This is a genomic window from Streptosporangium sp. LJ11, assembly GCF_051918945.1.
Lineage (GTDB): Bacteria > Actinomycetota > Actinomycetes > Streptosporangiales > Streptosporangiaceae > Streptosporangium.
The window spans coordinates 142,256-164,030 of the sequence record NZ_JBPXMB010000017.1; the positions used below are offsets into that span (position 1 = coordinate 142,256).

Here is a 21,775-nt window from a genome sequence, read left to right on the forward strand (position 1 = left end):
GGCGGCGGACCGGTACGGCAGCCGGACGAAAGTGTCCTGCCGATCCCGGCGATCCGCCCGGCGCGAGAGCCGGTCACGCCGGCTCTCGCGCCGTCACGGTCCGCTGTGGGGCGCCGTCCCGCCGAGGCGCCCCACAGCGGAGGTCCTCATGGGACGACGAGCTCCGCGGCGAGGGCGGCGGCCCGTTCGGTGGTGAACCGCCCGTCGGCGACCACGACGGTGATCGCGCGTTCCAGCCGGTCGGGGACGGTCAGCGGCGCGTCCCAGGCCAGGGCCGGTCCGACGCCCGGGTACTCGGCGACGCGGACGAACCACGGGTCGAGCCCGAGGGTCTGCACGAACAGCAGGCTCCAGTCGTCGGAGACGAGCGCGAGCCAGGGCGAGAGGCCGCCGTGCACCGCCCGCTCGCCGGAGGCGTCGGCGGCGAAGACGTCCAGCCCGGGGGAGTCCTTGGGCGCGCGCCAGAAGAACCCGCCGTAGCCGGCGCCGGTCCGGCCCTTGCAGGCCGAGCTCTGGATCGACAGCGGCTCGCCGGTCCGGTTGTGCAGGGTGAAGGCGACGTCCAGCGCCCAGGCGCCGGGCAGGGCGCGGGCGGTGAGGGTCCGCTCCTCGGTGGCCAGGACGGCGCCGTCCGGTCCGACCCAGTCGAGGTGCTCGGCGAAGCCGCCGTCCACGGGACGCAGCGAGCGCCGTCGCTGCCGCCCGTGGTTGGGGAGGATCCTCGGACCGGTACCGGGTACGTAGGTGGAGCCGCCCCAGAAGTTGACCCCGTTGACATCCGAGATCGCCACGCTCGCCCCGAAGTGGTGCACGTGGTCCGCGGGCTGGGTCTCGGTCACGAGCGTCCCGCCGAGGGTCCGGACCGGATGCAGGTGGGGCCGCGGCGCGTCCGTCGGCTTGAGGTCGCCCCGCCGGGTGTAGGTCGCGACCTCCCGCGAACCGACGCGCAGCGACGACTCGGGCCAGGTGCTCGGCCGGGAGGCGAGGCTGCCGGGAAAACCGACCTCCGACAGGGTCTTCAGCTCGGCCGCCGCGCGCACGGCCAGGCCGTCGATGCCCGGCAGCACCAGCCGGGACGGCTCCGCGCGGGAGCCGTCGACGGGCAGCGGGTCGGGCGCGCGCCGGATCTCGTCGAGCAGCCGGGTGAAGCCGCCGGTCCGCTCCAGCGGCACCAGCAGTTCCTCGCCCTCCCCGATGTGCGCCAGGAGATTGTCGAGGAGGTCGACCCGGTCGAAGCCGGTACGGACGCCGTCCACCTCGATCTCGTCGAGGGTGTAGAAGAGCAGGGCGGAGCGTGTCTCGCCGTGCAGATGCAGGTAGGGCTCGGTCCGCCGGTCGCCGCAGAGGCTTACGGTGACCGCGATGACGGTTCCGTCGGCGAGGCGCAGCCGGGCGCTGGAGGTGTCGTCGGAGGAGATCGCGTTGGCCCGGTACAGTTCCAGCTCGATCCCCTCGACCGAGGAGACCGCGTCGGCCCCGGCGACGGCCAGCGCGGTGGCCACCGCGTGCGCGAACGGGTTGGTCAGCGCGCCGTCCATGACGTCCACGCCGTCCAGCCGCCGGTGCCCGGCCCAGGGGGCGCGCGTGTAGTAGGTGAACGGGCGCGTCCAGGCTCCGGCGACGCCGATGGCGCGGATCGGCTCGCCCAGCAGCCCGGCCGCCGCGGGGACGGCGGCCGAGCCGAGCGACTGGAAGCCGACCTGGCAGGCCAGCCCCGTCTCGGCCACGGCGGCGGAGATCCGCTCGAACTCCTCCACCGACGGCGCGGGGGGTTTCTCCAGCAGCACGTGGGCCCCGGCCCGCAGGGCGGCGACCGTCAGCGGCGCGTGGGTGTGGATCGGTGTCGCGATCACCGCGACCTCCGCCCCGGTCTCGGCGATCAGCGACGGCAGGTCCGCCGACCACGGCACGTCGAGGCCGGTCGCCGGCCGGGTGTCGCAGACGCCGGCGAGCTCGGCCCGGTCGGCCGCGGCCAGCCGCCGGACGTTCTCCACATGGTTGCGCCCGTGGCCGTGGATCCCGGCGACCACCACTCGAACCGGCTTCACGGCGCCCACCTCGTCGGTGCCCCGGTCGCCCGCAGCTCCGGCCCGGTGATCTCCACGGGGAAGGGCGGGGCGAGCAGCCCGAGATCGGTGAGCGCGGCGTCCTCCACCCTCTCCACCATCGAGGGATGGTGCAGCGCGAGGGCGAGCTGGCCCGACAACTCGGTGAGCAGATGTGGATAGACCGGGACGCTGAAGGCGCGGGCGAGCTCGGCGATCCGCAGGAACGGCGTGATTCCGCCGACCCGCACCAGGTTCGGCTGGACGACGTCGCAGGCGCCCCCGGTCAGCAGGTCGCGGAACCCGTGGACGGTGGCGACGTTCTCGCCGACCGCGATCGGGGTGGCGACGCTCCGCCGCAGCTCCACCTGGGCGGCCAGGTCGTCGGCGGGCAGCGGCTCCTCGATCCAGAACAGGTCGTACCTCTCCAGGGCCCGCAGCGCGGTCCGGGCCCGGTGCAGGTCCCAGCGCTGGTTGGCGTCGATCATCAGCAGCCGGTCGGGGCCGATCACCTTGCGGACCGCCGCCACCCGCTCGACGTCCTCGGCGAGCGAGGGGCGCCCGACCTTGATCTTGACCGCGGTGTATCCGGCGGCGACCCACCGTCCGGCCTGCGCCCGGAGCTCCTCCAGCGGGTAGTGGAGGTTGACCCCGCTGCCGTAGACGGGGACGCTCTCGCGCCGCGCGCCGAGGACCTCGACCAGCGGGCGCTCCGCGCAGCGCAGATCCCACAGCGCGAGGTCCACCCCGGCCAGGGCGATCGGCACGACCCCGGACCGCCCCGCCTCGCCGAGACGGGCCGACAGCCGGTCCCACACGAGCTCCGGATGCGGCGGCAGGCCGATCACCGCGTCGCGGATGTCGTGCTCCAGCAGGGCCTGGACCGCCTGGGCCCCGATCTGCGGCGTCCACGCCAGCCCGGTGCCGCGCCGCCCGTCGTCCAGCGTGATCGTGACGAGCAGCGCGTGGTTGAAGGGCACGTCCGCGCCCCAGGGCCGCGTCAGGGGCACCGACCGCGGCGTGACCGTCAAATCCTTGATCATGGCGTTACCAGGGCGAGTCCGGACTTGATCAGCGCCTCGAGCTCGGCCTCGTGCTCGGGCGCCACCGGGACCAGCGGCGGCCGGACCGCGCCGACGTCCAGCCCGCGCAGCCGTACCCCCGCCTTGACCAGCGACACCGCGTAGCCCGGCACCTTGGAACGCAGCCGCACCAGCGGCGCGTAGAACTCGGTGAGCAGCCGTTCGTCGCCGTTGAGATAGGCGTTGGCGATCTCGGGCGCGAAGCAGAACACCGCGCTGGAGTACAGGCCGACGCCCAGGGCCCGGTAGGCGGGCTGGGTCAGCTCGGCGGTCGGCAGCCCGTTGAAGAACAGGAAGTCCGGGTGCGTCTCCCGGACGGCCAGCACGATCCGCTGCATCCGGTCGATGTCGCCGAGGCCGTCCTTCAGCCCGATGACACCAGGGATCGCGGCCAGCTCGACCGCCGTCTCCGGTTCGAGCGCGATCGGCCCGCGCTGGTAAACGATCACCGGGAGCTCGGCGGCGATCGCCCGTACGTACGCGGGGAAACCGGGTCCCTGGACGAGATAGGGCGGCATGAGAAGCAGCCCGTCGGCACCCGCTTCGCGGGCGGCCCGCGCCTGGGCGAGCGCCGCGCCGATCGGCCCGCCCGCCCCGGCGAACACCGGGGCGGCCCCGGCCGTCGTCTCCACCGCCACCCGGACGACCTCGGCGTGCTCGGCCTCCGACAGCGCGGTGAACTCGCCGGTCCCGCAGGCGGCGAACACGCCGCCCGGCCGGTGCTCGAGTCCCCGCCGGACGTGGTCGGCCAGCACGCCGGGCGCGAGCCCGCCGTCCGGGCCGAAGGGGGTCACGGGAAAGAACAGGACACCATCGAGGTTCATGATCAGAGTCTCTCTTTCAGGAGAGTCAGGAGAGTTCGGTGCGCCAGCTGCGCTTGGCGGTCCAGCCGAGCAGTCGCTCCGCCTTGGCGGAGGAGAAGGCGGGGGCGGTGCCGGTCAGGTGGGCGGCGAACGCCTTCGTCTCCGGCATGACGGTCGGCAGCAGCTCGGCCAGCGGCTCGCGCGCCAGGGCGTCGCCGGCGCCCGCGAAGAAGACCTCGCCGTTCGTCTCCAGCAGGGGGAGCCCGGTGATCAGCGCGTCGACGAAGTCGCCGGCGTCGCGGGCGTCGAGGTAGTTGAACAGGGAGACCCCGCCTATCTCGGGCCGGTCCAGCCGCTCGGTGATCGTGTGCCCGGACTGGGTGGGCGCGCCCTCCCACTCCTCGGGCGCGACGACGAAGCAGGGGCGGAACGCGGCCATCCGGGTGGTCTCGCTGGTCCGGGCGAACGTCCGCATGGTCTGCTCGGCCACGACCTTCGACAGGTTGTAGGCGTTCCAGGGCTCCGTCGGGTGGTCCTCGTCAAGGGGCAGGTAGGCGGGGGTCCAGCCGCCGGGCGCGCCGTATCCGATCACCGTGGGACTGCTCGCCACGATGAGCTTCTCCACGCCGAGGGCGACCGCGGCCGCGCAGACGTTGAAGGCGAGCTGGGTGTTGACACGGAACGTGGTGGGCTCGGAACGGCTGAACGGCACCGCGATGGCCGCCAGATGGACCACCGCCTCCGGCCGGAACCGTGCGATCACCGCGTGGGCCTCACCCAGATCGGTGAGATCCGCCGGAAGGGTCGAGGCGGCCTCGCGAGGGGTTCCCGGCGCGCTGTCCACGCCGATCACCTCATGCCCGGCCGCCGCGAGCGAGGCGACCACGCTGCGGCCGAGCCGGCCTGCGCTGCCGGTGACGAGCACTCTGCTCACCGTGTGGACTCCTTTTGAAGACTGCAATCAGTTGCAGTAAACAATCGCGTCAGGCGGGACAATACGTCAAGTGAGCGGGGTCAATCACCGGCAACCGGTCTCAGGATGGTTGACCCGCCTGCAAACGATTGCGTTAAGGTGTGCGGCATGTCAGTGACCATCCGGGACGTCGCCCAGGCGTCAGGCGTCCATGTGTCGACGGTTTCCCGGACCTTCTCGGCGCCCCATCTGGTGAACGCCGAGACCCGGACCCGGGTGCTGGCGGCGGCCGAACAGCTCGACTACCGGCCCAACCGGGCGGCCCGCTCGCTCAAGACGGGCCGCACCAACAACATCGGGCTGATCGTGGCCGATCTGGCCAACCCGTTCTTCCCTCCGCTGATCAAGGCCGCGCAGGCCGCCGCCCGCCGCCAGGACTACCACCTGTTCGTGGCCGACACCGGCGAGGACCCCGTCGAGGAGGAGAATCTCGTACTGGCCTTCTCCAAGCAGGTCGACGGCATCGTGCTGTGCAGCCCGCGGCTGTCCAACAAGGCCCTGGAGAAGCTCTCGGAGCAGGTCTCGTTCGTGCTGGTCAACCGGCGCATCCGCGGGCTGACCACGGTCGTGATGGACGTCGCGAACGGCGCCCGCGCCGCGATGGAGCACCTCGTGAGCCTCGGTCACCGGCGCGTCGCCCTGGTGGCGGGCCCCGCCGGCTCGTGGACCAGCGGCGAGATCCGCAAGGCCGTCTCGGAGATCCCCGGTCTCGACACGGTGGTCATCGGCCCCAACTCTCCCACCGAGGAGGGCGGGATCGCCGCCGCACCCAAGGTCGCCGAGGCGGGGGTGACCGGGGTGCTCGCCTACAACGACCTCGTCGCCATCGGACTCATCGAGGGACTGGAGGTCCTCGGCGTCGACGTGCCGGGCGACGTCAGCGTGATCGGCTTCGACGACAGCATCACCGGACGGCTGCATCGTCCCAAACTCACCACGGTCGCGATGCCCGCGAGCGACGCCGGCCGGATGGCGGTGGACCTGCTCATCCAGTCGATGAGCGCCGCGACCGTCCTGGAGACCCATCTGGTGGTCCGGGAGTCCACCGCGCCTCCCGGGGGCCACCGCGCCTCCTAGGGTCCACCGCGCCTCCTGGGGCCCGTCGTGCCTTCCGGGGTTCACCGTGTCCTCCGGGGCCCGCGGCGCCTTCCGGAGTTCGCCGTGTCCCCGGAGTCGAGCGCGCCACCCGAAGGGAACGCCGGGAGCGGTGGGCCCGCGGACTTCCGGTTCTTTCCCACGCTCCACGCGCGGCCGGATCCCGGCACAACGGTGCACGTGATCCCGTCGCGGTGGTGACGCGCTTCGAGCGGACACCTCGCCCGGAGGGCGGCCACCAGGCACTTCTTGCTCGTCGCGCCGCGGGCGGATCACGGTCCGCTACTGCAATCGGTTGTACTAACTCGTGTTCAAGCGAGTTTTTTCCGTTCGGCCTCTGACGAGGGATATCCCGTCTGACCTGCGATAACAATAAAACCGAAGGTTACGATTCGTGAGCTAGCTCACTGCAAAGGGTTGACGTCTTAGTTTGTGAAGCTATAGGAAAAGCGCATCCCATTCACCAACTCCCCGAAGGGCCAGTGATGACGCTGAGTCCCGCACCGGCGGGGACGACCGAGGTGCCGGTCGCGCCCCCGGAAAAGGCGGGCGCCCCCCACCCCGGGCGTCTCAAGAGCCACCGCAGCCGATCGCAGGCACGGGCGGCCTATCTGTTCCTGGCCCCTTGGTTCATCGGCCTGTTCGCGATCACGCTCGGCCCCATGATCGCCTCGCTCTACCTGTCGTTCACCGACTACAGCCTGCTGACCGAGGCCAAGTGGGTCGGGTTCGACAACTACGTGGAGATGTTCACCCAGGACGAGCGGTTCATGGCGTCGCTGCAGGTGACGACGACCTACGTGCTGGTGTCCGTCCCGCTGCAGCTGGCCTTCGCCCTCGCGCTGGCGCTCGTGCTGGACAAGGGCCTGCGCGGCCTGCCGTTCTACCGCTCGATCTTCTATCTGCCGTCGCTGCTCGGGGGCAGCGTGGCGATCTCGATCCTCTGGCGGAAGATCTTCGGGACCGACGGCATCGTCAACTCGTTCCTGGGCCTGTTCGGCTACGAGGGCCAGGGCTGGGTGACCAGTCCCGACACCGCGCTGTGGACACTGATCGTCCTGCACATCTGGACGTTCGGCGCCCCGATGGTCATCTTCCTGGCCGGGCTCCGCCAGATCCCGCAGAGCCTGTACGAGGCGGCCTCGGTCGACGGCGCCGGCAGGTGGCGCAACTTCCGCTCGATCACCCTGCCGCTGCTCACCCCGATCATCTTCTTCAACCTGGTGCTGGAAGTGATCAAGTCGTTCCAGTCCTTCACCCAGTCGTTCATCGTGAGCGGTGGCAACGGCGGGCCGGTCGACTCGACCCTCTTCTACACGCTCTACCTCTACATCAAGGGCTTCAAGAACTACGAAATGGGTTACGCGGCCGGAATGGCCTGGGTGCTGCTGCTCATCATCGCCGCGCTGACCGGTGTCAACTTCCTCATGTCTCGATTCTGGGTTTTCTATGGCGACGACAAGTAAGCGCGTGCCGGTCCTTTTCCGGCCCGCCCCGCGCCTGCTCAGGCACCTGCTGCTCATCGGCGCCGGGCTGTTCATGCTCTACCCGCTGCTCTGGATGGTCTCCAGCTCGTTCAAGCCCGAGGAGCTGATCTTCCGGGAGCCGGGGCTGATGCCGACCGCGGTGACGGAGGCGAACTACACCGAGGGCTGGGACGCCCTCAAGCACTCCTTCGGCTACTACCTGTGGAACTCGGCGGTCCTCACCGCGCTGGCGGTGGTCGGCAACCTGGTCGCCTGCTCGCTCGCGGCGTACGCCTTCGCCCGGCTGGAGTTCCCGCTGAAGAAGATGTGGTTCGCGATCATGCTCGGCTCGATCATGCTGCCGCACCACGTCACGGTCGTCCCGCAGTACATCGTGTTCGCCAAGATCGACTGGATCAACACGATCTGGCCGATCGTCGCGCCGAAGTTCCTCGCGACCGACGCGTTCTTCATCTTCCTGATGGTGCAGTTCATCCGCACCCTTCCCCGGGAGCTGGACGAGGCGGCGGCGATCGACGGCGCGGGCTACTGGCGCACGTTCATCCGGGTGATCATGCCACTGTGCGTCCCGGCGCTGGCGACCACCGCGATCTTCACCTTCATCTGGACGTGGAACGACTTCTTCACCCAGAACCTCTACCTGACCAACTCCGACAATCTCACCGTCCCCGTCGCGCTGCGGCAGTTCATGGACTCCAGCGGCGAATCCTCCTGGGGACCGCTGTTCGCGATGTCGATCATCTCTCTCGGCCCGATCTTCGGGTTCTTCCTCGCGGGCCAGAAGTATCTTGTTCGCGGCATGGCGACCACCGGTCTCAAATAACCCCTCCCACCCCCATCCCCCCGGAGGTATCTCGATGAAGCGAATCCTGGCGGCCACCGCCATCACCCTGCTCGCCGTCTCGGCCACAGCGTGTGGCAGCGACGACAGCGGCGGCGGGTCGGACGGGAAGACGAAGGTCGTCTTCTCGTACTGGGGCAGCGATGCCCGGCAGAAGCTGACGGAGTCGGCCATCGCCGCGTTCGAGAAGAAGAACCCGACGATCGATATCGAAGGCGACTTCTCCGACTGGGACAGCTACTACGAGAAGCTGGCCACCAAGACCGCGGCCGGCGACGCGCCGGACGTCATGTCCATCGAGATCCGCGGTCTCGCCGAGTACGCGGGCCGCGCCACCCTCGCCGACCTCAACGGCAAGGTCAACACCGCCGACCTCGACCAGGAGGTGCTCAAGGCCGGCCAGGTCGACGGCAAGCAGTACGCCATCCCCACCGGCGTCAACACCTTCCCGATGATCGTCAACAGGGCGGCGGTGGAGAAGGCCGGCGAGAAGGTGCCGGACGACACGACCTGGACCTGGGACGAGTACATCGCGCTCGCCCAGAGGGTGACCGAGAAGGGCGACGGCAAGGTCTGGGGCACCGAGTACAACGAGAACCCCGCCTTCCTGCAGCTGTTCGCCGCCCAGCGCGGGGAGCAGTTCTACAAGGACGGCAAGATCGGCCTGTCGGAGCAGGTCATCAAGGACTGGTGGGCCCTCCTGCAGAAGATCATCTCCACCAAGGCCGGCCCGGACGCCGCCCTGATGCTGGAGACCGGGACCAAGGTCGACCAGGCACTGCTCGCCACGAACGCCAGCGCGTTCGGCAGCTGGTGGAGCAACCAGCTCACCGCGCTGAGCAAGGGCTCCGGTCAGGAGCTCGACCTGCTGCGGATGCCGAAGGCCGAGGGGGCGGCCACCGCCGGCATGTTCCTGCAGCCGGCGATGTACTACACGATCTCGTCCAAGACCGAGAAGGCCGACGCGGCCCAGAAGTTCGTCGACTTCCTCGTCAACGACCCCGAGGCCGGTGCCATCCTGCTCAGCGACCGCGGCCTGCCGACCAACGCCAAGGTCGTCGCCGCCATCAAGGACAAGCTGACCCCGACCGACCAGAAGGTGCTGGCCTTCATCGACTCGATCAGGAGCGAGCTGAGCCCGATCTCGATCCCGCCGAAGGGCGCCATGGAGATGGAGGACATCCTCAAGCGCGCCACCGACTCGGTGCTGTTCGGCAAGACCTCCGCCGACGAGGCCGCGCGGGCCTTCCTCACCGAGGCCAACGCCGCCATCACCAAGTAGCCGGCGGTAGCCGGGATCCGCTGACGTGCCGTACGGCTCGCGCCGAGCCGTACGGCACACCTGTCTCCACCCTTCACCGTCCTTCTCATGGAGTGATTGATGCGATACGCCTTCGTCGGGCTCGGCCACCGGGTGCAGCTGTACATCGACGCGCTGCTCGGCGAGTGGGGCGACACCGGTGAGATCGTCGCCCTCTGCGACGTCAACCGCACCCGGATCGGCTACTACCTCGATCGGATCGGACGCGACGTCCCGTGCTTCGCGCCGCACGAGTTCGACAAGATGCTCCAGCTCGCGGACGCCGTCGTGGTCGCCACCGTCGACGCCACCCACGCCCGTTACGTCGTCGCCGCGCTGGAGGCGGGCAAGGACGTCATCGTCGAGAAGCCGCTGTGCACCACCGCCGAGGACTGCGCGGCCATCACCGAGGCCGCCGAGCGGAGCACCGGCCGGCTCATCGTCACCTTCAACTACCGCTACTCGCCGCGCAACAGCGCCGTCCGCCGGCTGCTCGCCGACGGAGCGATCGGCGACGTCACCTCCGTCCACTTCGAGTGGGTGCTGGACACCATCCACGGAGCCGACTACTTCCGCCGCTGGCACCGCGACAAGGCCAACTCCGGCGGCCTGCTGGTGCACAAGTCCACCCACCACTTCGACCTGGTCAACTGGTGGCTGGCCGACACCGCCCGCTCGGTCTACGCCCGGTCGGCGCTGCGGTTCTACGGGGCCGGCAACGCCCGCGCCCGCGGCCTGCGCGACCGGCCGGGACGCGCCCACGGCGCGCCGGGGCTCGGCACCGACCCCTACCTCCTCGACATCTCCGCCGATCCCCGGCTCAAGCGCCTCTACCTGGACGCCGAGCACGAGGACGGCTACCTCCGCGACCAGGACGTGTTCGACGACGGCGTGACCATCGAGGACAACATGGCCGTCCTCGTCGGGTACTCCCGCGGGGCGATGCTCACCTACTCCCTCAACGCCCACGGCCCCTTCGAGGGCTACCGGGTGGCCATGAACGGCACCGCGGGACGGCTGGAGCTGGAGGTCGTCGAACGCGCCTGGACCCCGCCGCGGGCCGCGATCGACCCGACCGCCGCCGACAAGGCGCACGCCCCCGGCGCCTCCGAGCGGCTCGTCCTGCACCGGCACTGGAGCGAGCCCGAGGAGATCGCCGTCTCCTCCGGCGCGGGTGGCCACGGCGGCGGCGACGCCCTCATGCTGGACGACGTCTTCCGCGGCGCGGGCGAGGACCCCCTGGGCCGCCAGGCGGGGCACCGCGCGGGTGTCGCGAGCGTGATGGTCGGGGTCTCGGCCAACCTGTCCGCCGCGAGCGGCACGCCCGTCCTCCTGGAGGACGACGGCACCCGGTACGCGGGCTGACCCCCGGCGCTCGACGGGGACCCTGCCTTCCCGGCGAGGACGTCCCGCCCGTTCCGGCGCCCCACCTGCCGCTCCCGGCCTCCCGGCGGCCGCCGTAGAGTGGGCCGGTCCGCAGGACTTTTCGAAAACGGGTGGAAATTTATGGATAAAGAACTGACGTTGATGGCCGTTCACGCCCATCCCGACGACGAGGTGATCAGCACCGGCGGGATCCTCGCCAGGTACGCGGACGAGGGTGTCCGGACCGTCCTGGTCACCTGCACGAACGGCGAGCAGGGCGACGGCCCCGGCGGGGTGAAGCCGGGGGAGCCCGGCCACGACGAGGCGGCGGTGAGAGCGCTGCGGCTGGAGGAGCTCCGCGAGTCGGCGACCCACCTGGGGATCTCCCACGTGGAGCTGCTCGGCTACCGCGACTCGGGCATGGTCGGCTGGGCCGCCAACGAGGCGCCCGACTCCTTCGCCAACGTCCCCTTCGAGCAGGCCGTCGGCCGGCTCGTCGCGCTGATGGAGCGCTACCGCCCGCAGGTCGTCGTGACCTACGACGAGAACGGCGGCTACGGTCACCCCGACCACATCCAGGCCCACCGGATCGCGGTGGCCGCGGCCGAGGCGAGCGGCATTCCCGGCAAGCTCTACTACACGGCCGTGCCCCGCGAGCGGATGGCCGAGCTGTTCGAGTATCTCCGCTCGACCGGTGACGCCCCGGAGGGCTTCGAGTTCCCCGACGACTTCGGCGTCCCCGAGGAGCAGATCACCGCCGTGGTCGACGTGTCCGCCCAGGTGGAGCGCAAGATCAAGGCGCTGGAGGCGCACGCGAGCCAGGGCGACGGCATCTTCTTCCTGCGCATGCCCGCCGAGGCCCAGCACCGGGTGTTCGCGCACGAGACCTTCGTCCGCCACATCAACCGCGTTCCCGCCGCGGCCGACCGCGAGGACGACCTCTTCGACGGCCTCCGCTAGGAGGACGCGTCCGGGGAGGCGGCCCCTCCCCGGGTACGGCCCTCGGCCGCCTCCGCGGGTACGGCCCTCGGCGGGCCCCGCGGGGCCCGCCGAGGGCTACGGTGTCATACCGAAGTACGAAAAACCTGGTTCAACGCTTCTCGTCGCCTTTACGATCTTTTCTCTGGTATGCAACTCTGCAAACCCGGGGGAGTAAACGGTTATGCGTGATCGACGGCTCCTCGCGCTGATCTTCTCCGCGACCGCGATCCTCGTCTTCGGCGTGTACGGGGTGGTGGCCTCCCCCGGGGCGGTGGTGGCCTCGCCCTCGCCGCGCCCCGCGCCGGCCGGTGACGCCGACGACGCGAAGACCCCGGAGGACAGGGCGACGGTGACGAGAGCAGGAGAGGCGCCCAGCCCCGTGCCCGTCTCGCCGCCACCGAACCTGGTCACGTTGACCCCGGTCACGCCGGCCCCGCAGAGCGGTCCCGAGGCGACCGCGAGGAACTACCTGACCGCCTGGCAGAACGGCGACTTCACCGGGATGACGGGCATGGTCGTCGACCCCCCGGCCGACTTCGGCGTCCGGCACCGCGGGTTCGACGCCGACCTGCGGGTCTCGTCGCTGTCGCTCACCCCCGGCGAGCTGCGCCACCGCGGCGAGGAGGCGGCCGAGATGTCCTTCAGGGGGGTACGGCAGGTCACCGGCCTGGGCGAGTGGCCGTTCGACTCCGTCCTGCGCCTGGAGTTGCGGTTCGGGGTGTGGAAGGTGCGCTGGACCCCCGAGACGATGCACCGCTCGCTCAAGGACGGCGGGAGGTTGCGGCTGAAGGAGACCGAGGTCCGGAGCCCGGCCACGCTGACCCGCGAGGGGGTCCCGTTCCCCCGCGACAGCAGGGCGGGCCACTACTTCGGCGGGCTGAGTGACATGGCGGTCGAGCTGCAGCTGGAGGAGGAGCCCTCCGGCCGGGTGCTGCTGGCCTCCCCGCCCCGGCAGGCCTCGGGAACGAGGACCACGATCTCCCGGCCCGTCCAGGCCGCCGCGGCCCGAGCCCTGGACGGTGTCGGCCAGCCCGCCGCGATCGTGGCCCTGGACGTCCAGACGGCCCAGGTGCGCGCGGTGGCGGACACGCTGGGCGGCAAGGAGGCGTTCAACGGCCTCTACCCGCCCGGCTCGACGTTCAAGGTCGTGACCGCCGCCGCGCTGCTCCGCGGCGGCCTGACCCCGGAGTCGCAGGTCGCCTGCCCTGCCGGCTACACCATCCCGAACGGCAGGAGCTTCAGCGACTCCGACGGCGTCGACCACGGCAACGTGCCCTTCACCACGGCCTTCGCGCTCTCCTGCAACACCACCTTCGCCCAGCAGACGTACGAGCGGCTGCGCGACGACCGGCTGCGCGCCGAGGCGGCCGACCGGTTCGGCTTCCGGGAGAAGCCGGGGCTGAGCTCCTGCCGGATCCAGCCGTACGGAAGCCCGGACCAGCTGGGATCCGACGCCATCGGCCAGAACTCGGTGCAGGCCAGCCCGCTCTGCATGGCCGAGGTCGCCGCCGCGGTCGCGAGCGGCGTCTGGAAACCCGCCATCATGACCGAGGAGCCTCCCGCGGACTCGCCGGCCCCGGTGCCGCTGGACGAGGGGGTGGCCGCGAGCCTGCGGACGATGATGGGCGCCGTGGTCACCCAGGGAACGGCCTCCCAGGCCGGGCTCCCGCCGGACACCGCGGGCAAGACCGGCACCGCCGAGGTCGAGGGCGGCGGGGACCACGCCTGGTTCATCGGCTACCGGGGTTCCCTGGCCTTCGCGGTGTTCGTCCGGCACGGCGGCGCCGGGGGCAAGGTGGCGGCGCCGATCGCCGCGAGGTTCCTGAACGCCCTTTGACGCCCTCCGCCGCGCTCCCGGCGTTCCGGGTACGGGGAACGGGCTACCGTACACAGGGTGTACGTGAAGATCTGCGGGCTGCGCGAGCCCGGACATGTGACGGCCGCCGTCGAGGCGGGAGCCGACGCCGTCGGGTTCGTCCTCACCAGGAGCTCGCGGCGGGTCACCCCCGCGCGGGCGAGGGAACTGGCCTCGGCGATCCCCCCGCACGTGCTGACCGTGGGGGTGTTCGCCGGTGAGCCGTCCGAGGAGGTCAGGGCGGCCACGCTGGAGGCGGGACTGCGTGCCGTCCAGCTGCACGGCGACCATCCGCACGAGGACTTCACCGCGCTGAAGGACCTCGGGGTCACTCTGGTCCGCGCCGGGGCCGCGAGCACCGACCTGCGCTGCGGTGCCCTCGACGAGGACCTGCTCATCGTCGACGCGCCCAGACCGGGCTCGGGGGAGCCGTGGGACTGGGCGGCCGTGCGCGGGCGCCCGGAGGGCCGCTGGATGCTGGCCGGTGGGCTGGACCCGTCGAACGTGTCCCGGGCGATCGCCGCCGCCCGGCCCTGGGGGGTCGACGTGTCGAGCGGGGTGGAGGTCGCGCCCGGGGTGAAGGACCCCGGTCTCATCAGGGACTTCGTCACCGCCGCCCGCGGCGGCTGAGCGCCGCGGCCGGTCACCCGGCACCATGTCCGCGAGGACGGTCTCCCGGCCGCCCGGACGTTCGACGGCCGACCCCCGGGCCGCCCGGGGGAGCCGGTGCCGTTCAGCGGGCCCCGGTCAGCCTCGGGTAGAGCGCGGTGAGGTCGCCGGAGAGCGCGGCCTTGGTGCGCGTGCTGATCTCGTCGGCGAGGACCTCGTACCGCCCGGCCTCCACGCCGTCGAGGGCCGCGCGGGCGACGACCGAGGGGTCGCTCTTGGGCGCGTCGACGTGCGCGGCCATGGCGGTCTCCATGTATCCGACGTGCAGGGCGGTGACCAGGGTCTTCTGCTCGGCGAGCTGCAGGCGCAGCGCGTTGGTCAGGGACCAGGCCGCCGACTTGGCCGCGGAGTAGGCCGCGCTGCTGGGGAGCGCGACCCAGGACAGCACGGACAGGACGTTGAGGACGGCCCCGCCGCCGTTGCGGGCGAGGACGGGGGCGAAGGCCCGGCTCATGGCGAGCGTGCCGAAGTAGTGGGTCTCCATCTCGAGCCGGAAGGCGTCGAGCTCCCCGTCGAGGAGCCCCGCCTTGGTGGAACTTCCGGCGTTGTTGATCAGCAGGGTGACGTCCGGTGCCAGGTCGGCCGCCGCGCGTACGGCCGCCGGGTCGGTGACGTCCAGGGCGATGGGCACCACGCCGGGCGTGGTGATCGTGCCGGGATTGCGCGCGGCGGCGTACACCTTGGACGCGCCGCGTTCGAGCAGTGCCTGGACGAACCGCTCGCCGAGTCCGCGATTGCCGCCGGTGACGAGGGCCACAGAGCCGTTGATCTGCATGATGTTCCTTACCGTGGATGAAAGGGCGGAGACGCCGCGAGACGGTTTCCACGCCACGGGACCGCCGGAGGATTCTCCGGCACCTGAGTTGGTATATCCAATCTAGCACCCTGGATTGGAAAACCCAACCTCGCATAGACTGGAATCATGCCCACGAAGACAAACCGCGTACCCGAACCGCGCTGCTCCGTCGCCCGGAGTTTGCAGGTGCTTGGCGAGCGGTGGACGCTGCTGATCGTCCGGGACGCCCTCGCCGGTCTGACCCGGTTCGCCGACTTCCGCGACTCCCTGGGCATCGCCTCCGACCTGCTCACCGGCCGGCTGAACGCGCTGGTCGAGGCGGGTGTCATGGAGCGCCGTCCCTATCGGGAGCCGGGAGCCAGGGCTCGTCACAGCTACCACCTGACCCCGGCCGGCGAGGAGCTGGTGACGGTGCTCGCCTCGCTCCAGCAGTGGGGTGACGTCAACCGGCCCCACGAGGAGGGTCCCTCGATGTGGAGCCGCAGCCGGTCCACCGGGCGTCCCGTGCGCGTCACGTTCGTCGACGACGCCGGCACGCCCGTGCCCCGGGAGGACGTCGACCTGGTCTTCCTCGGCGCCTGAGCGGCCTTCCGGATCCGGCGTTGCCAAAGCCGTCAACCGTCTTTACTATATAGACAACCTCGTTGACGGTATCGCCCCGAGGTGCGATTGCGCAGCCCACGTTCCGAGGACCCGGAGAACAAGAGAGAAGGCCCCCATGTCCCATGCCGTCTTCGTCACGCACACCGCCGAGAGCGCTCCGCCCGACGCCCGCCCCACCATCGAGGGCGTGCGGCGGAAGTTCGGCCACGTCCCCACGGCGGTCGGCCGGATGGCCACCTCCCCGCAGTTGCTCAAGGGGTTCCTGGCGGCGAGCGCCGCCTTCGAGCAGAGCACCCTGGATCCGGTCGACCGCGAGATCGTCGTCATGACGGTCGCCACCCGCAACGGCTGCCATGTCTGCGTGGCGGTGCACACCGCCACGCTGGCCCGGCTGGAGGCCCCCTCCGACCTCGTCGAGGCGCTCCGGGCCGGCACGCCCCTCCCGGACGCCCGGTCGGAGGCGCTGCGGTCCTTCACCCTCGCCGTCATGGACCATCGCGGCGCGGTCGGCGACGAGGAGACGCGGGCGTTCCTCGACGCGGGCCACAGCGCGCGGAACGCTCTCGAGGTCGTCCTCGGGATCGGCGCGTACACGATCTCCACCTTCGCCAACCGCCTGATCGAGGCCCCCCTCGACCCGCCGTTCCACGCCTTCGCCTGGGACGGCGACGACAGGTGAGCCCGGACCGGTCCGCGTGACCGGTCAGAGGGATCGGCGGACCCCGGCGACGGTGCCGAGGCCGCCGGACAGCGGGATGTCGGCGGCGGAGCACCGGAGGCTCCAGCCGGTGGACACGGGATCCGGGCCGCCCGGAATGCTCGGGCGGCCCGGTGGCCGACGGCGCGAAGTGGCTGTTTCGCGAAAAACGATCATCGTCGGCACGTTCCGCACCGGCGGACACGGGAACGAACACCGGATCGGCTGGACGACATATCGCCAGGTCGTGCGGTGCCCGCCCACATCGGCGGGCGGCCGCACGCCGGGTTCCAAGGACGTGACGCATGCATATCGATCTCACCGGCAAGACGGCACTGGTCACCGGATCCACCCAGGGCATCGGGGCGGCCATCACCACCGGCCTCGCGCGGGCGGGCGCGACGGTCGCCGTCAACGGCCGCAAACCCGACAAGGTCGACGCCGCCGCCGACGCGCTGCGCGCCGAGGTCCCCGGCGCGCGGGTCGTCCCGCTCGCCGCCGACCTCGCCACCGAGGAGGGCGCGGAGCGCGCCGTGGACCTCCTGCCGGACGTCGACATCCTGGTCAACAACCTCGGGATCTTCGAGTCGAAGGACGCACTGGAGATCACCGACGACGAGTGGCGCCGCTACTTCGAGGTGAACGTCCTGGCGGCGGTCCGCCTCACCCGCGCCTACCTGCCGGGGATGACGGCGCGCTCCTGGGGCCGCGTCCAGTACATCGCCAGCGACTCCGCGATCGTCACCCCCATCGAGATGATCCAGTACGGCATGTCCAAGACCGCCCTGCTGGCCGTCTCGCGCGGCTTCGCCAAGAAGGCCGCGGGCAGCGGCGTCACCGTCAACTCCGTCATCGCCGGACCCACCCACACCGGCGGCGTGGAGGACTTCGTCTACGGGCTCGTCGACCGGGACCTGCCCTGGGAGGAGGCCCAGCGCGCCTTCATGCGGGCACACCGCCCGCAGTCGCTCCTGCAACGGCTGATCGAGCCGGAGGAGATCGCCAACATGGTCGTCTACCTCAGCTCACCGCAGGCCTCCGCCACCACGGGCGGCGCCTTGCGCGTCGACGGGGGATACGTCGACGCCATCATCCCCTGAGCGGCGAGGAATGCCCCCGCTCTTCCGGCGCGCCGCCGACCGGCTGACCGACGCCGCACCCGGCTGGCTGGTCGAGACGGTCAGGCCCGTGCCCGCGCCGCTCCGGTGGTGGCCGATGCTGCGCATGGCCGTGGCGGTGACCGTCCCGCTCCTGCTGGGGTTCGCCACCGGCAACGTCACGGCGGGCCTGCTGCCGGCCCTGGGCGCGATGAACGCCGGCATGGCCGACCGGGGCGGCCCGTACCGGACCAGGATCATCCTGATGGGCGCGGCCGGGGTCGCCGGGGCGCTGGGGTATCTCGTCGGGTCCACGGTCCGCGGCCACGGCTGGTGGATCGTGCCGGTCGTGGTGGCCGTCTCGGTGGTGTCCGCGCTCATCAGCACGGGCGGGGCCGCCGGCTCGGCCGCCGGGCTGCAGTTGCTGGTGATGACGGGGATCGCCACCGGCATAGGACTGCCGGGGGCGTCGGAGGCGAACGCGCTCGCGTTCCTGCTGGGCGTGCTGTGGGTGATCGTGCTGGGGGTCGCCGACTGGCCGTTCCACCCCCGGGCACCGGAGCGGGCCGCCGTGATCGAGGTCTACCAGGCCCTCGACCGGCTGTTCTCCGATCGCGACGCCCCCGCGCTGGCGGCGTTCGACACCGCTCTCAAGGGCGGCTACGACGTCGTGCTCGGCGCCCGCTCCCCGGCGGCGGGGCTGGATCCCGGCCGCACCCGTCTGGTGGCCCTGCTGAACCAGGCCTCACTGATCCGCAACGCGCTGCTCTCGCTGCGCTACGAGGAAAGCGAGCCGCCCGCCGGGACCGTGTCCGCCGTCAGGGCCGTCGCCGGGTCACTCGCCGGTGGGCCCGCACCCCGGATGTCGCCCTGCGAGCCCGGCTCGCCCGCCGCGCGTGCTCTTTACTTCGCCGTGCGGGGGGCCGCCGAGCTGGCGTCCGGCGGCGACGTCGCGGCGGACCAGCTGCCCTACGAACCGGTCGGCTACCGCTCCCGGATCCTCGCCGTCGCGGAGCAGATGTGGCGGGGCCACCTCGTCCGCGTCTACACGGTCCGGCTCGGACTCTGCATGGGCGTCGCCGCCGCGTTCAGCGCGTCCGGCCGGTTCGAACGGTCCTACTGGATGATGCTGACCGTCGCGCTGGTGCTCAAGCCCGACTTCGGGTCGGTGTTCGCGCGTGCCGTGCAACGCGCGCTCGGGACCGTCGTGGGCGCGCTGATCGGCACCCTGGCGCTCGTCCTGGTGCCGCACGGCCCGCAACTCCTGATCCCCATCGCCGTGTGCGCGGCGCTCATGCCGTACGGCATGCAACGCAACTGGGGTCTGATGTCGACCTTCCAGGCGCCGCTGGTCCTGCTCCTGGTGGACCTGCTGACCCACGGGGGCCCCGACCTGGGCAGGATCCGGCTGGTGGACACGCTGATCGGATGCGTGATCGTCCTGGTGCTGGGATACCTGCCGTGGCCGGCGAGCTGGGAGGCGCCGGTCGGGCCGCGGCTCGCCGACGCGGTGGCGGCCACCGCGAACTACCTGCGGCACGCGTTCGACACCGGGCACACCGGCAGGGCGCGGCTGCGCCGGGGGGTGTACGACACCCTGGGCGACCTGCGGACGGTCTTCCAGCGGGCACTGGCCGAACCCCCCGTGATCAGCCGGCGCGTCACCACCTGGATGCCGGCGATGGCCGCGCTGGAGCAGGTGGCCGACGCGGTCGCCGCCACCGTCGCGCGCACCGAGCGCGGCGCGCCGCCGCCGTCCGAGGCGGGAGTACGGGCGCTGGCGCGCTCCCTGGAGGACATCGCCGGGGACATTCGCGGGGGAGGAGACCCCGGCGATGTCGGGTTCTGCGTCGAGGAGCCGCTGGAGCCGGTCCACTCCGCCGTCCGATGCCTGCGCGACACGGTGTCGGGTGACCGCCAGGACTGACCGGCACCGTGTCGTGCGAAGGCCGCGAGGACCGGCCGCGGGAACTACAGGAACAGGCTCAGGATCAGGACGAACACCAGACCGGTCACCGAGATGATCGTCTCCATCACCGACCAGGTCTTGATGTTCTGGCCCACGGTGAGCCCGAAGTACTCCTTGACCAGCCAGAAGCCCGCGTCGTTGACGTGGGAGAAGAACAGCGAGCCCGCGCCGATGGCGAGCACGAGCAGCGAGGTCTCCCCGACGCTGAGGTTGGCGACCAGCGGGGCCAGGATCCCCGAGGCCGTGACGGTCGCGACGGTCGCCGAGCCGGTGGCCAGCCGGATGAGCACGGCGACCAGCCAGGCGAGCAGCAGCACCGACAGACCGCTGTTCTCCACCCACGTGGCGATGAGGTCGCCGATCCCGGTGTCGATCAGCGTCTGCTTGAAACCGCCGCCGGCGGCCACGATCAGCAGGATGCCCGCGATCGGCGGCAGCGACTGCTCCAGGGACCCGGCGATCGCCTTCCTGTCCATGCCGGCGCCGAGGCCCAGGGTGAACATCGCCACGATGACGGCGATGAGCAGCGCCACCAGCGGCGTACCGAGGAAGTCGAGCACGGTGCGCAGGACGTTGCCCTCGGCGAGAAGGATGTCGGCGAGGGCCTTGCCCATCATCAGCACGACCGGCAGCAGCACGGTGGCGAGGGTGACGCCGAACGACGGCCGCCGGGTGTCCTCCGCCGGGGGCCGGGTCTCGTAGAGCTCCGGTGCCGGTACGTCCACCCAGCGGGCCGCGTACTTGGAGAACAGCGGTCCGGCGACGGCGACCGTCGGGATGGCGACGAGCACGCCCAGGCCCAGCGTGATGCCGAGATCGGCCTTGAGCGCGTCGATGGCGACCAGCGGACCCGGGTGGGGAGGGACGAGCCCGTGCATCACGGAGAGCCCCGCGAGCGCGGGGATGCCCACCCGGATCAGGGAGACGCCGGAGCGGCGCGAGACCAGGAAGATCACCGGCATCAGCAGGACGAGGCCGATCTCGAAGAACATCGGCAGGCCGATCAGCGCGCCCACCGCGGCCATCGCCCAGGGCAGGGAACGGGGGCTGGACCGGCCGACGATCGTGTCCACGATCTCGTCGGCCCCGCCGGAGTCGGCGAGCAGCTTGCCGAACATCGCGCCGAGCGCGATGAGCGTGCCGACACCGGCCGCGGTGCTGCCGAACCCGTCGGTGAAGGCGGCGATGGTGTCGGTCATCGCCAGGCCCGCGACGGCTCCGACCGCCAGCGAGCCGAGGGTCAGGCTCAGGAAGGGGTGCAGCTTGAAGTACGTGATCAGTACGACGATCAGCGCGATGCCGACGAGCGCGGCCGGGATGAGCCTGCCGGGGGAGGTGGCGGCGGGCTCGGCGAGCGCGGTCAGGAGGGGGCTCACCTCGTGCTCCCGGCCTCGCCGGCGTCCTCACCCGTGCCCCGCTCCCGGTTCTCGGGCGTGGCCGGAGCGGCGGGGCCGGCGGGGGACGGGTCCGGCCGCGTCCGGGCCGTCGTGGTGAGGTAGGCGTCCACGAGCTCGTCGACGGGCATGGCGAAGTCGAGGACGATCCCCCGCTCGTCGGGCTCCAGGGGCTCCAGGGTCTTGAACTGCGACTCGACCAGCGAGGCGGGCATGAAGTGCCCCGGGCGGCCGGCCACTCTCCGGCGTACGGCGTCCATGTCGCCGTGGAGATGGACGAAGGTCACCGTCGGTGCGGCCTCGCGCAGGATGTCACGGTAGCCCCGTTTGAGCGCCGAGCAGCTCGCCACGCCGCCGGTGGCGGCGTGGTCGGCGAGCCAGGCGCCGATCGCGCGCAGCCAGGGCAGCCGGTCCTCGTCGTCGAGGGGGATCCCGTCCGACATCTTGGCGATGTTGGCCTCGCTGTGGAAGTCGTCTGCGTCGGCGAACGGCACTCGCAACCGCTGGCTGAGGGCGGCTCCCACGGTGGTCTTGCCGGAACCGGTCACTCCCATGACGACGAGCAGCGCGGCGCCGGGGGGTGGTGCGGCGGGATCCTGAGCGGGGTTCATGGAGACGGCCTCCCATGTCGATCTTCGCGACAGCCTGACTGGATCAGTGATCTGCGACCCAGGGTTAACAGTGATAAATCATATTTTGTGCTGTTATATCCCTGTTTGGGGT

19 protein-coding genes are annotated in these 21,775 nt (G+C 71.3%); 12 read left to right on the top strand and 7 right to left on the bottom strand.

The features are described from left to right. Nucleotides 1–146 precede the first annotated feature (146 nt). The 4 genes from ACTOQ3_RS24980 to ACTOQ3_RS24995 are packed head-to-tail and all read right to left on the bottom strand — an operon-like array spanning nt 147 to nt 4,864. Nucleotides 147–2,048 (bottom strand): DUF6807 family protein, encoded by a 1,902-nt coding sequence (locus ACTOQ3_RS24980; RefSeq protein WP_440085766.1) that lies wholly within the window; start codon nt 2,046–2,048, stop codon nt 147–149. Next, on the bottom strand, nt 2,045–3,088 hold the full coding sequence (locus tag ACTOQ3_RS24985; protein ID WP_440085767.1) for a mandelate racemase/muconate lactonizing enzyme family protein: 1,044 nt from the start codon (nt 3,086–3,088) through the stop codon (nt 2,045–2,047). The genes ACTOQ3_RS24980 and ACTOQ3_RS24985 overlap by 4 nt, the downstream gene beginning before the upstream one ends. Further along, entirely contained in the window at nt 3,085–3,951 is an 867-nt protein-coding gene (locus tag ACTOQ3_RS24990) for a 5-dehydro-4-deoxyglucarate dehydratase (RefSeq protein WP_440085768.1), read from the bottom strand. The genes ACTOQ3_RS24985 and ACTOQ3_RS24990 overlap by 4 nt, the downstream gene beginning before the upstream one ends. Before the next feature lie 25 nt (nt 3,952–3,976). Then, the gene (locus tag ACTOQ3_RS24995; RefSeq protein WP_440085769.1) at nt 3,977–4,864 is read right to left on the bottom strand and encodes an NAD-dependent epimerase/dehydratase family protein; all 888 of its coding nucleotides are present in this window, start codon (nt 4,862–4,864) and stop codon (nt 3,977–3,979) included. A 147-nt stretch (nt 4,865–5,011) separates the two neighbouring features. Here ACTOQ3_RS24995 and ACTOQ3_RS25000 point away from each other — a divergent pair, with 147 nt between their 5' ends. The 8 genes from ACTOQ3_RS25000 to ACTOQ3_RS25035 all read left to right on the top strand — a co-directional run bounded on the left by ACTOQ3_RS25000 (nt 5,012) and on the right by ACTOQ3_RS25035 (nt 14,457). Further along, complete coding sequence (locus ACTOQ3_RS25000) at nt 5,012–5,980, top strand: LacI family DNA-binding transcriptional regulator (RefSeq protein WP_440085770.1); 969 nt, start codon at nt 5,012–5,014, stop codon at nt 5,978–5,980. Nucleotides 5,981–6,483: 503 nt separating this feature from the next. Then, the gene (locus ACTOQ3_RS25005; RefSeq protein WP_440085772.1) at nt 6,484–7,464 is read left to right on the top strand and encodes a carbohydrate ABC transporter permease; all 981 of its coding nucleotides are present in this window, start codon (nt 6,484–6,486) and stop codon (nt 7,462–7,464) included. After that, entirely contained in the window at nt 7,448–8,308 is an 861-nt protein-coding gene (locus ACTOQ3_RS25010) for a carbohydrate ABC transporter permease (protein ID WP_440085773.1), read from the top strand. Before ACTOQ3_RS25005 ends, ACTOQ3_RS25010 begins: the two co-directional genes overlap by 17 nt. A 34-nt stretch (nt 8,309–8,342) precedes the next feature. Beyond that, a complete protein-coding gene (locus tag ACTOQ3_RS25015) occupies nt 8,343–9,608 on the top strand; it encodes an ABC transporter substrate-binding protein (RefSeq protein ID WP_440085774.1) in 1,266 nt (421 codons plus the stop codon). A gap of 99 nt (nt 9,609–9,707) precedes the next feature. Then, on the top strand, nt 9,708–10,991 hold the full coding sequence (locus ACTOQ3_RS25020; RefSeq protein WP_440085775.1) for a Gfo/Idh/MocA family oxidoreductase: 1,284 nt from the start codon (nt 9,708–9,710) through the stop codon (nt 10,989–10,991). A 141-nt stretch (nt 10,992–11,132) separates the two neighbouring features. After that, on the top strand, nt 11,133–11,951 hold the full coding sequence (locus tag ACTOQ3_RS25025; RefSeq protein WP_440085776.1) for a PIG-L family deacetylase: 819 nt from the start codon (nt 11,133–11,135) through the stop codon (nt 11,949–11,951). A gap of 202 nt (nt 11,952–12,153) precedes the next feature. Continuing rightward, nucleotides 12,154–13,809 carry a penicillin-binding transpeptidase domain-containing protein gene (locus ACTOQ3_RS25030; RefSeq protein WP_440085777.1) on the top strand — a complete coding sequence of 552 codons (1,656 nt, stop codon included), beginning with the start codon at nt 12,154–12,156 and terminating at the stop codon, nt 13,807–13,809. A 57-nt stretch (nt 13,810–13,866) separates the two neighbouring features. Next, a complete protein-coding gene (locus ACTOQ3_RS25035) occupies nt 13,867–14,457 on the top strand; it encodes a phosphoribosylanthranilate isomerase (protein WP_440073850.1) in 591 nt (196 codons plus the stop codon). Between the two features lie 103 nt (nt 14,458–14,560). On the opposite strand, the gene ACTOQ3_RS25040 is transcribed toward ACTOQ3_RS25035, so the two are convergent. Next, the gene (locus ACTOQ3_RS25040) at nt 14,561–15,271 is read right to left on the bottom strand and encodes an SDR family oxidoreductase (protein WP_440085778.1); all 711 of its coding nucleotides are present in this window, start codon (nt 15,269–15,271) and stop codon (nt 14,561–14,563) included. 147 nt (nt 15,272–15,418) lie between these two features. Here ACTOQ3_RS25040 and ACTOQ3_RS25045 point away from each other — a divergent pair, with 147 nt between their 5' ends. From ACTOQ3_RS25045 to ACTOQ3_RS25060, 4 genes are all read left to right on the top strand, one after another. Further along, on the top strand, nt 15,419–15,874 hold the full coding sequence (locus ACTOQ3_RS25045) for a winged helix-turn-helix transcriptional regulator (RefSeq protein WP_440085779.1): 456 nt from the start codon (nt 15,419–15,421) through the stop codon (nt 15,872–15,874). A gap of 136 nt (nt 15,875–16,010) precedes the next feature. Beyond that, nucleotides 16,011–16,574, top strand: a complete 564-nt coding sequence (locus ACTOQ3_RS25050; RefSeq protein WP_440085780.1) for a carboxymuconolactone decarboxylase family protein — start codon at nt 16,011–16,013, stop codon at nt 16,572–16,574. 323 nt (nt 16,575–16,897) lie between these two features. Continuing rightward, entirely contained in the window at nt 16,898–17,692 is a 795-nt protein-coding gene (locus tag ACTOQ3_RS25055; RefSeq protein ID WP_440085781.1) for an SDR family NAD(P)-dependent oxidoreductase, read from the top strand. A gap of 10 nt (nt 17,693–17,702) precedes the next feature. Continuing rightward, on the top strand, nt 17,703–19,616 hold the full coding sequence (locus ACTOQ3_RS25060; RefSeq protein WP_440085782.1) for an FUSC family protein: 1,914 nt from the start codon (nt 17,703–17,705) through the stop codon (nt 19,614–19,616). A 44-nt stretch (nt 19,617–19,660) separates the two neighbouring features. On the opposite strand, the gene ACTOQ3_RS25065 is transcribed toward ACTOQ3_RS25060, so the two are convergent. Both ACTOQ3_RS25065 and ACTOQ3_RS25070 read right to left on the bottom strand, forming a co-directional pair. Further along, complete coding sequence (locus ACTOQ3_RS25065) at nt 19,661–21,034, bottom strand: GntP family permease (RefSeq protein ID WP_440085783.1); 1,374 nt, start codon at nt 21,032–21,034, stop codon at nt 19,661–19,663. After that, complete coding sequence (locus ACTOQ3_RS25070) at nt 21,031–21,663, bottom strand: gluconokinase (protein ID WP_440085784.1); 633 nt, start codon at nt 21,661–21,663, stop codon at nt 21,031–21,033. The genes ACTOQ3_RS25065 and ACTOQ3_RS25070 overlap by 4 nt, the downstream gene beginning before the upstream one ends. Nucleotides 21,664–21,775 lie beyond the last annotated feature (112 nt).

Excerpts from the sequence above, each read along its gene's own strand:
- ACTOQ3_RS25000 (WP_440085770.1), top strand. The coding sequence starts at position 5,012 with ATGTCAGTGACCATCCGGGACGTCGCCCAGGCGTCAGGCGTCCATGTG.
- ACTOQ3_RS25060 (WP_440085782.1), top strand. The coding sequence starts at position 17,703 with ATGCCCCCGCTCTTCCGGCGCGCCGCCGACCGGCTGACCGACGCCGCA.
- ACTOQ3_RS25020 (WP_440085775.1), top strand. The coding sequence starts at position 9,708 with ATGCGATACGCCTTCGTCGGGCTCGGCCACCGGGTGCAGCTGTACATC.
- ACTOQ3_RS25015 (WP_440085774.1), top strand. The coding sequence starts at position 8,343 with ATGAAGCGAATCCTGGCGGCCACCGCCATCACCCTGCTCGCCGTCTCG.
- ACTOQ3_RS25025 (WP_440085776.1), top strand. The coding sequence starts at position 11,133 with ATGGATAAAGAACTGACGTTGATGGCCGTTCACGCCCATCCCGACGAC.
- ACTOQ3_RS25070 (WP_440085784.1), bottom strand. The coding sequence starts at position 21,663 with ATGAACCCCGCTCAGGATCCCGCCGCACCACCCCCCGGCGCCGCGCTG.
- ACTOQ3_RS25010 (WP_440085773.1), top strand. The coding sequence starts at position 7,448 with ATGGCGACGACAAGTAAGCGCGTGCCGGTCCTTTTCCGGCCCGCCCCG.
- ACTOQ3_RS25055 (WP_440085781.1), top strand. The coding sequence starts at position 16,898 with ATGCATATCGATCTCACCGGCAAGACGGCACTGGTCACCGGATCCACC.
- ACTOQ3_RS25045 (WP_440085779.1), top strand. The coding sequence starts at position 15,419 with ATGCCCACGAAGACAAACCGCGTACCCGAACCGCGCTGCTCCGTCGCC.
- ACTOQ3_RS24990 (WP_440085768.1), bottom strand. The coding sequence starts at position 3,951 with ATGAACCTCGATGGTGTCCTGTTCTTTCCCGTGACCCCCTTCGGCCCG.
- ACTOQ3_RS25050 (WP_440085780.1), top strand. The coding sequence starts at position 16,011 with ATGTCCCATGCCGTCTTCGTCACGCACACCGCCGAGAGCGCTCCGCCC.
- ACTOQ3_RS25040 (WP_440085778.1), bottom strand. The coding sequence starts at position 15,271 with ATGCAGATCAACGGCTCTGTGGCCCTCGTCACCGGCGGCAATCGCGGA.
- ACTOQ3_RS25030 (WP_440085777.1), top strand. The coding sequence starts at position 12,154 with ATGCGTGATCGACGGCTCCTCGCGCTGATCTTCTCCGCGACCGCGATC.
- ACTOQ3_RS25005 (WP_440085772.1), top strand. The coding sequence starts at position 6,484 with ATGACGCTGAGTCCCGCACCGGCGGGGACGACCGAGGTGCCGGTCGCG.
- ACTOQ3_RS24985 (WP_440085767.1), bottom strand. The coding sequence starts at position 3,088 with ATGATCAAGGATTTGACGGTCACGCCGCGGTCGGTGCCCCTGACGCGG.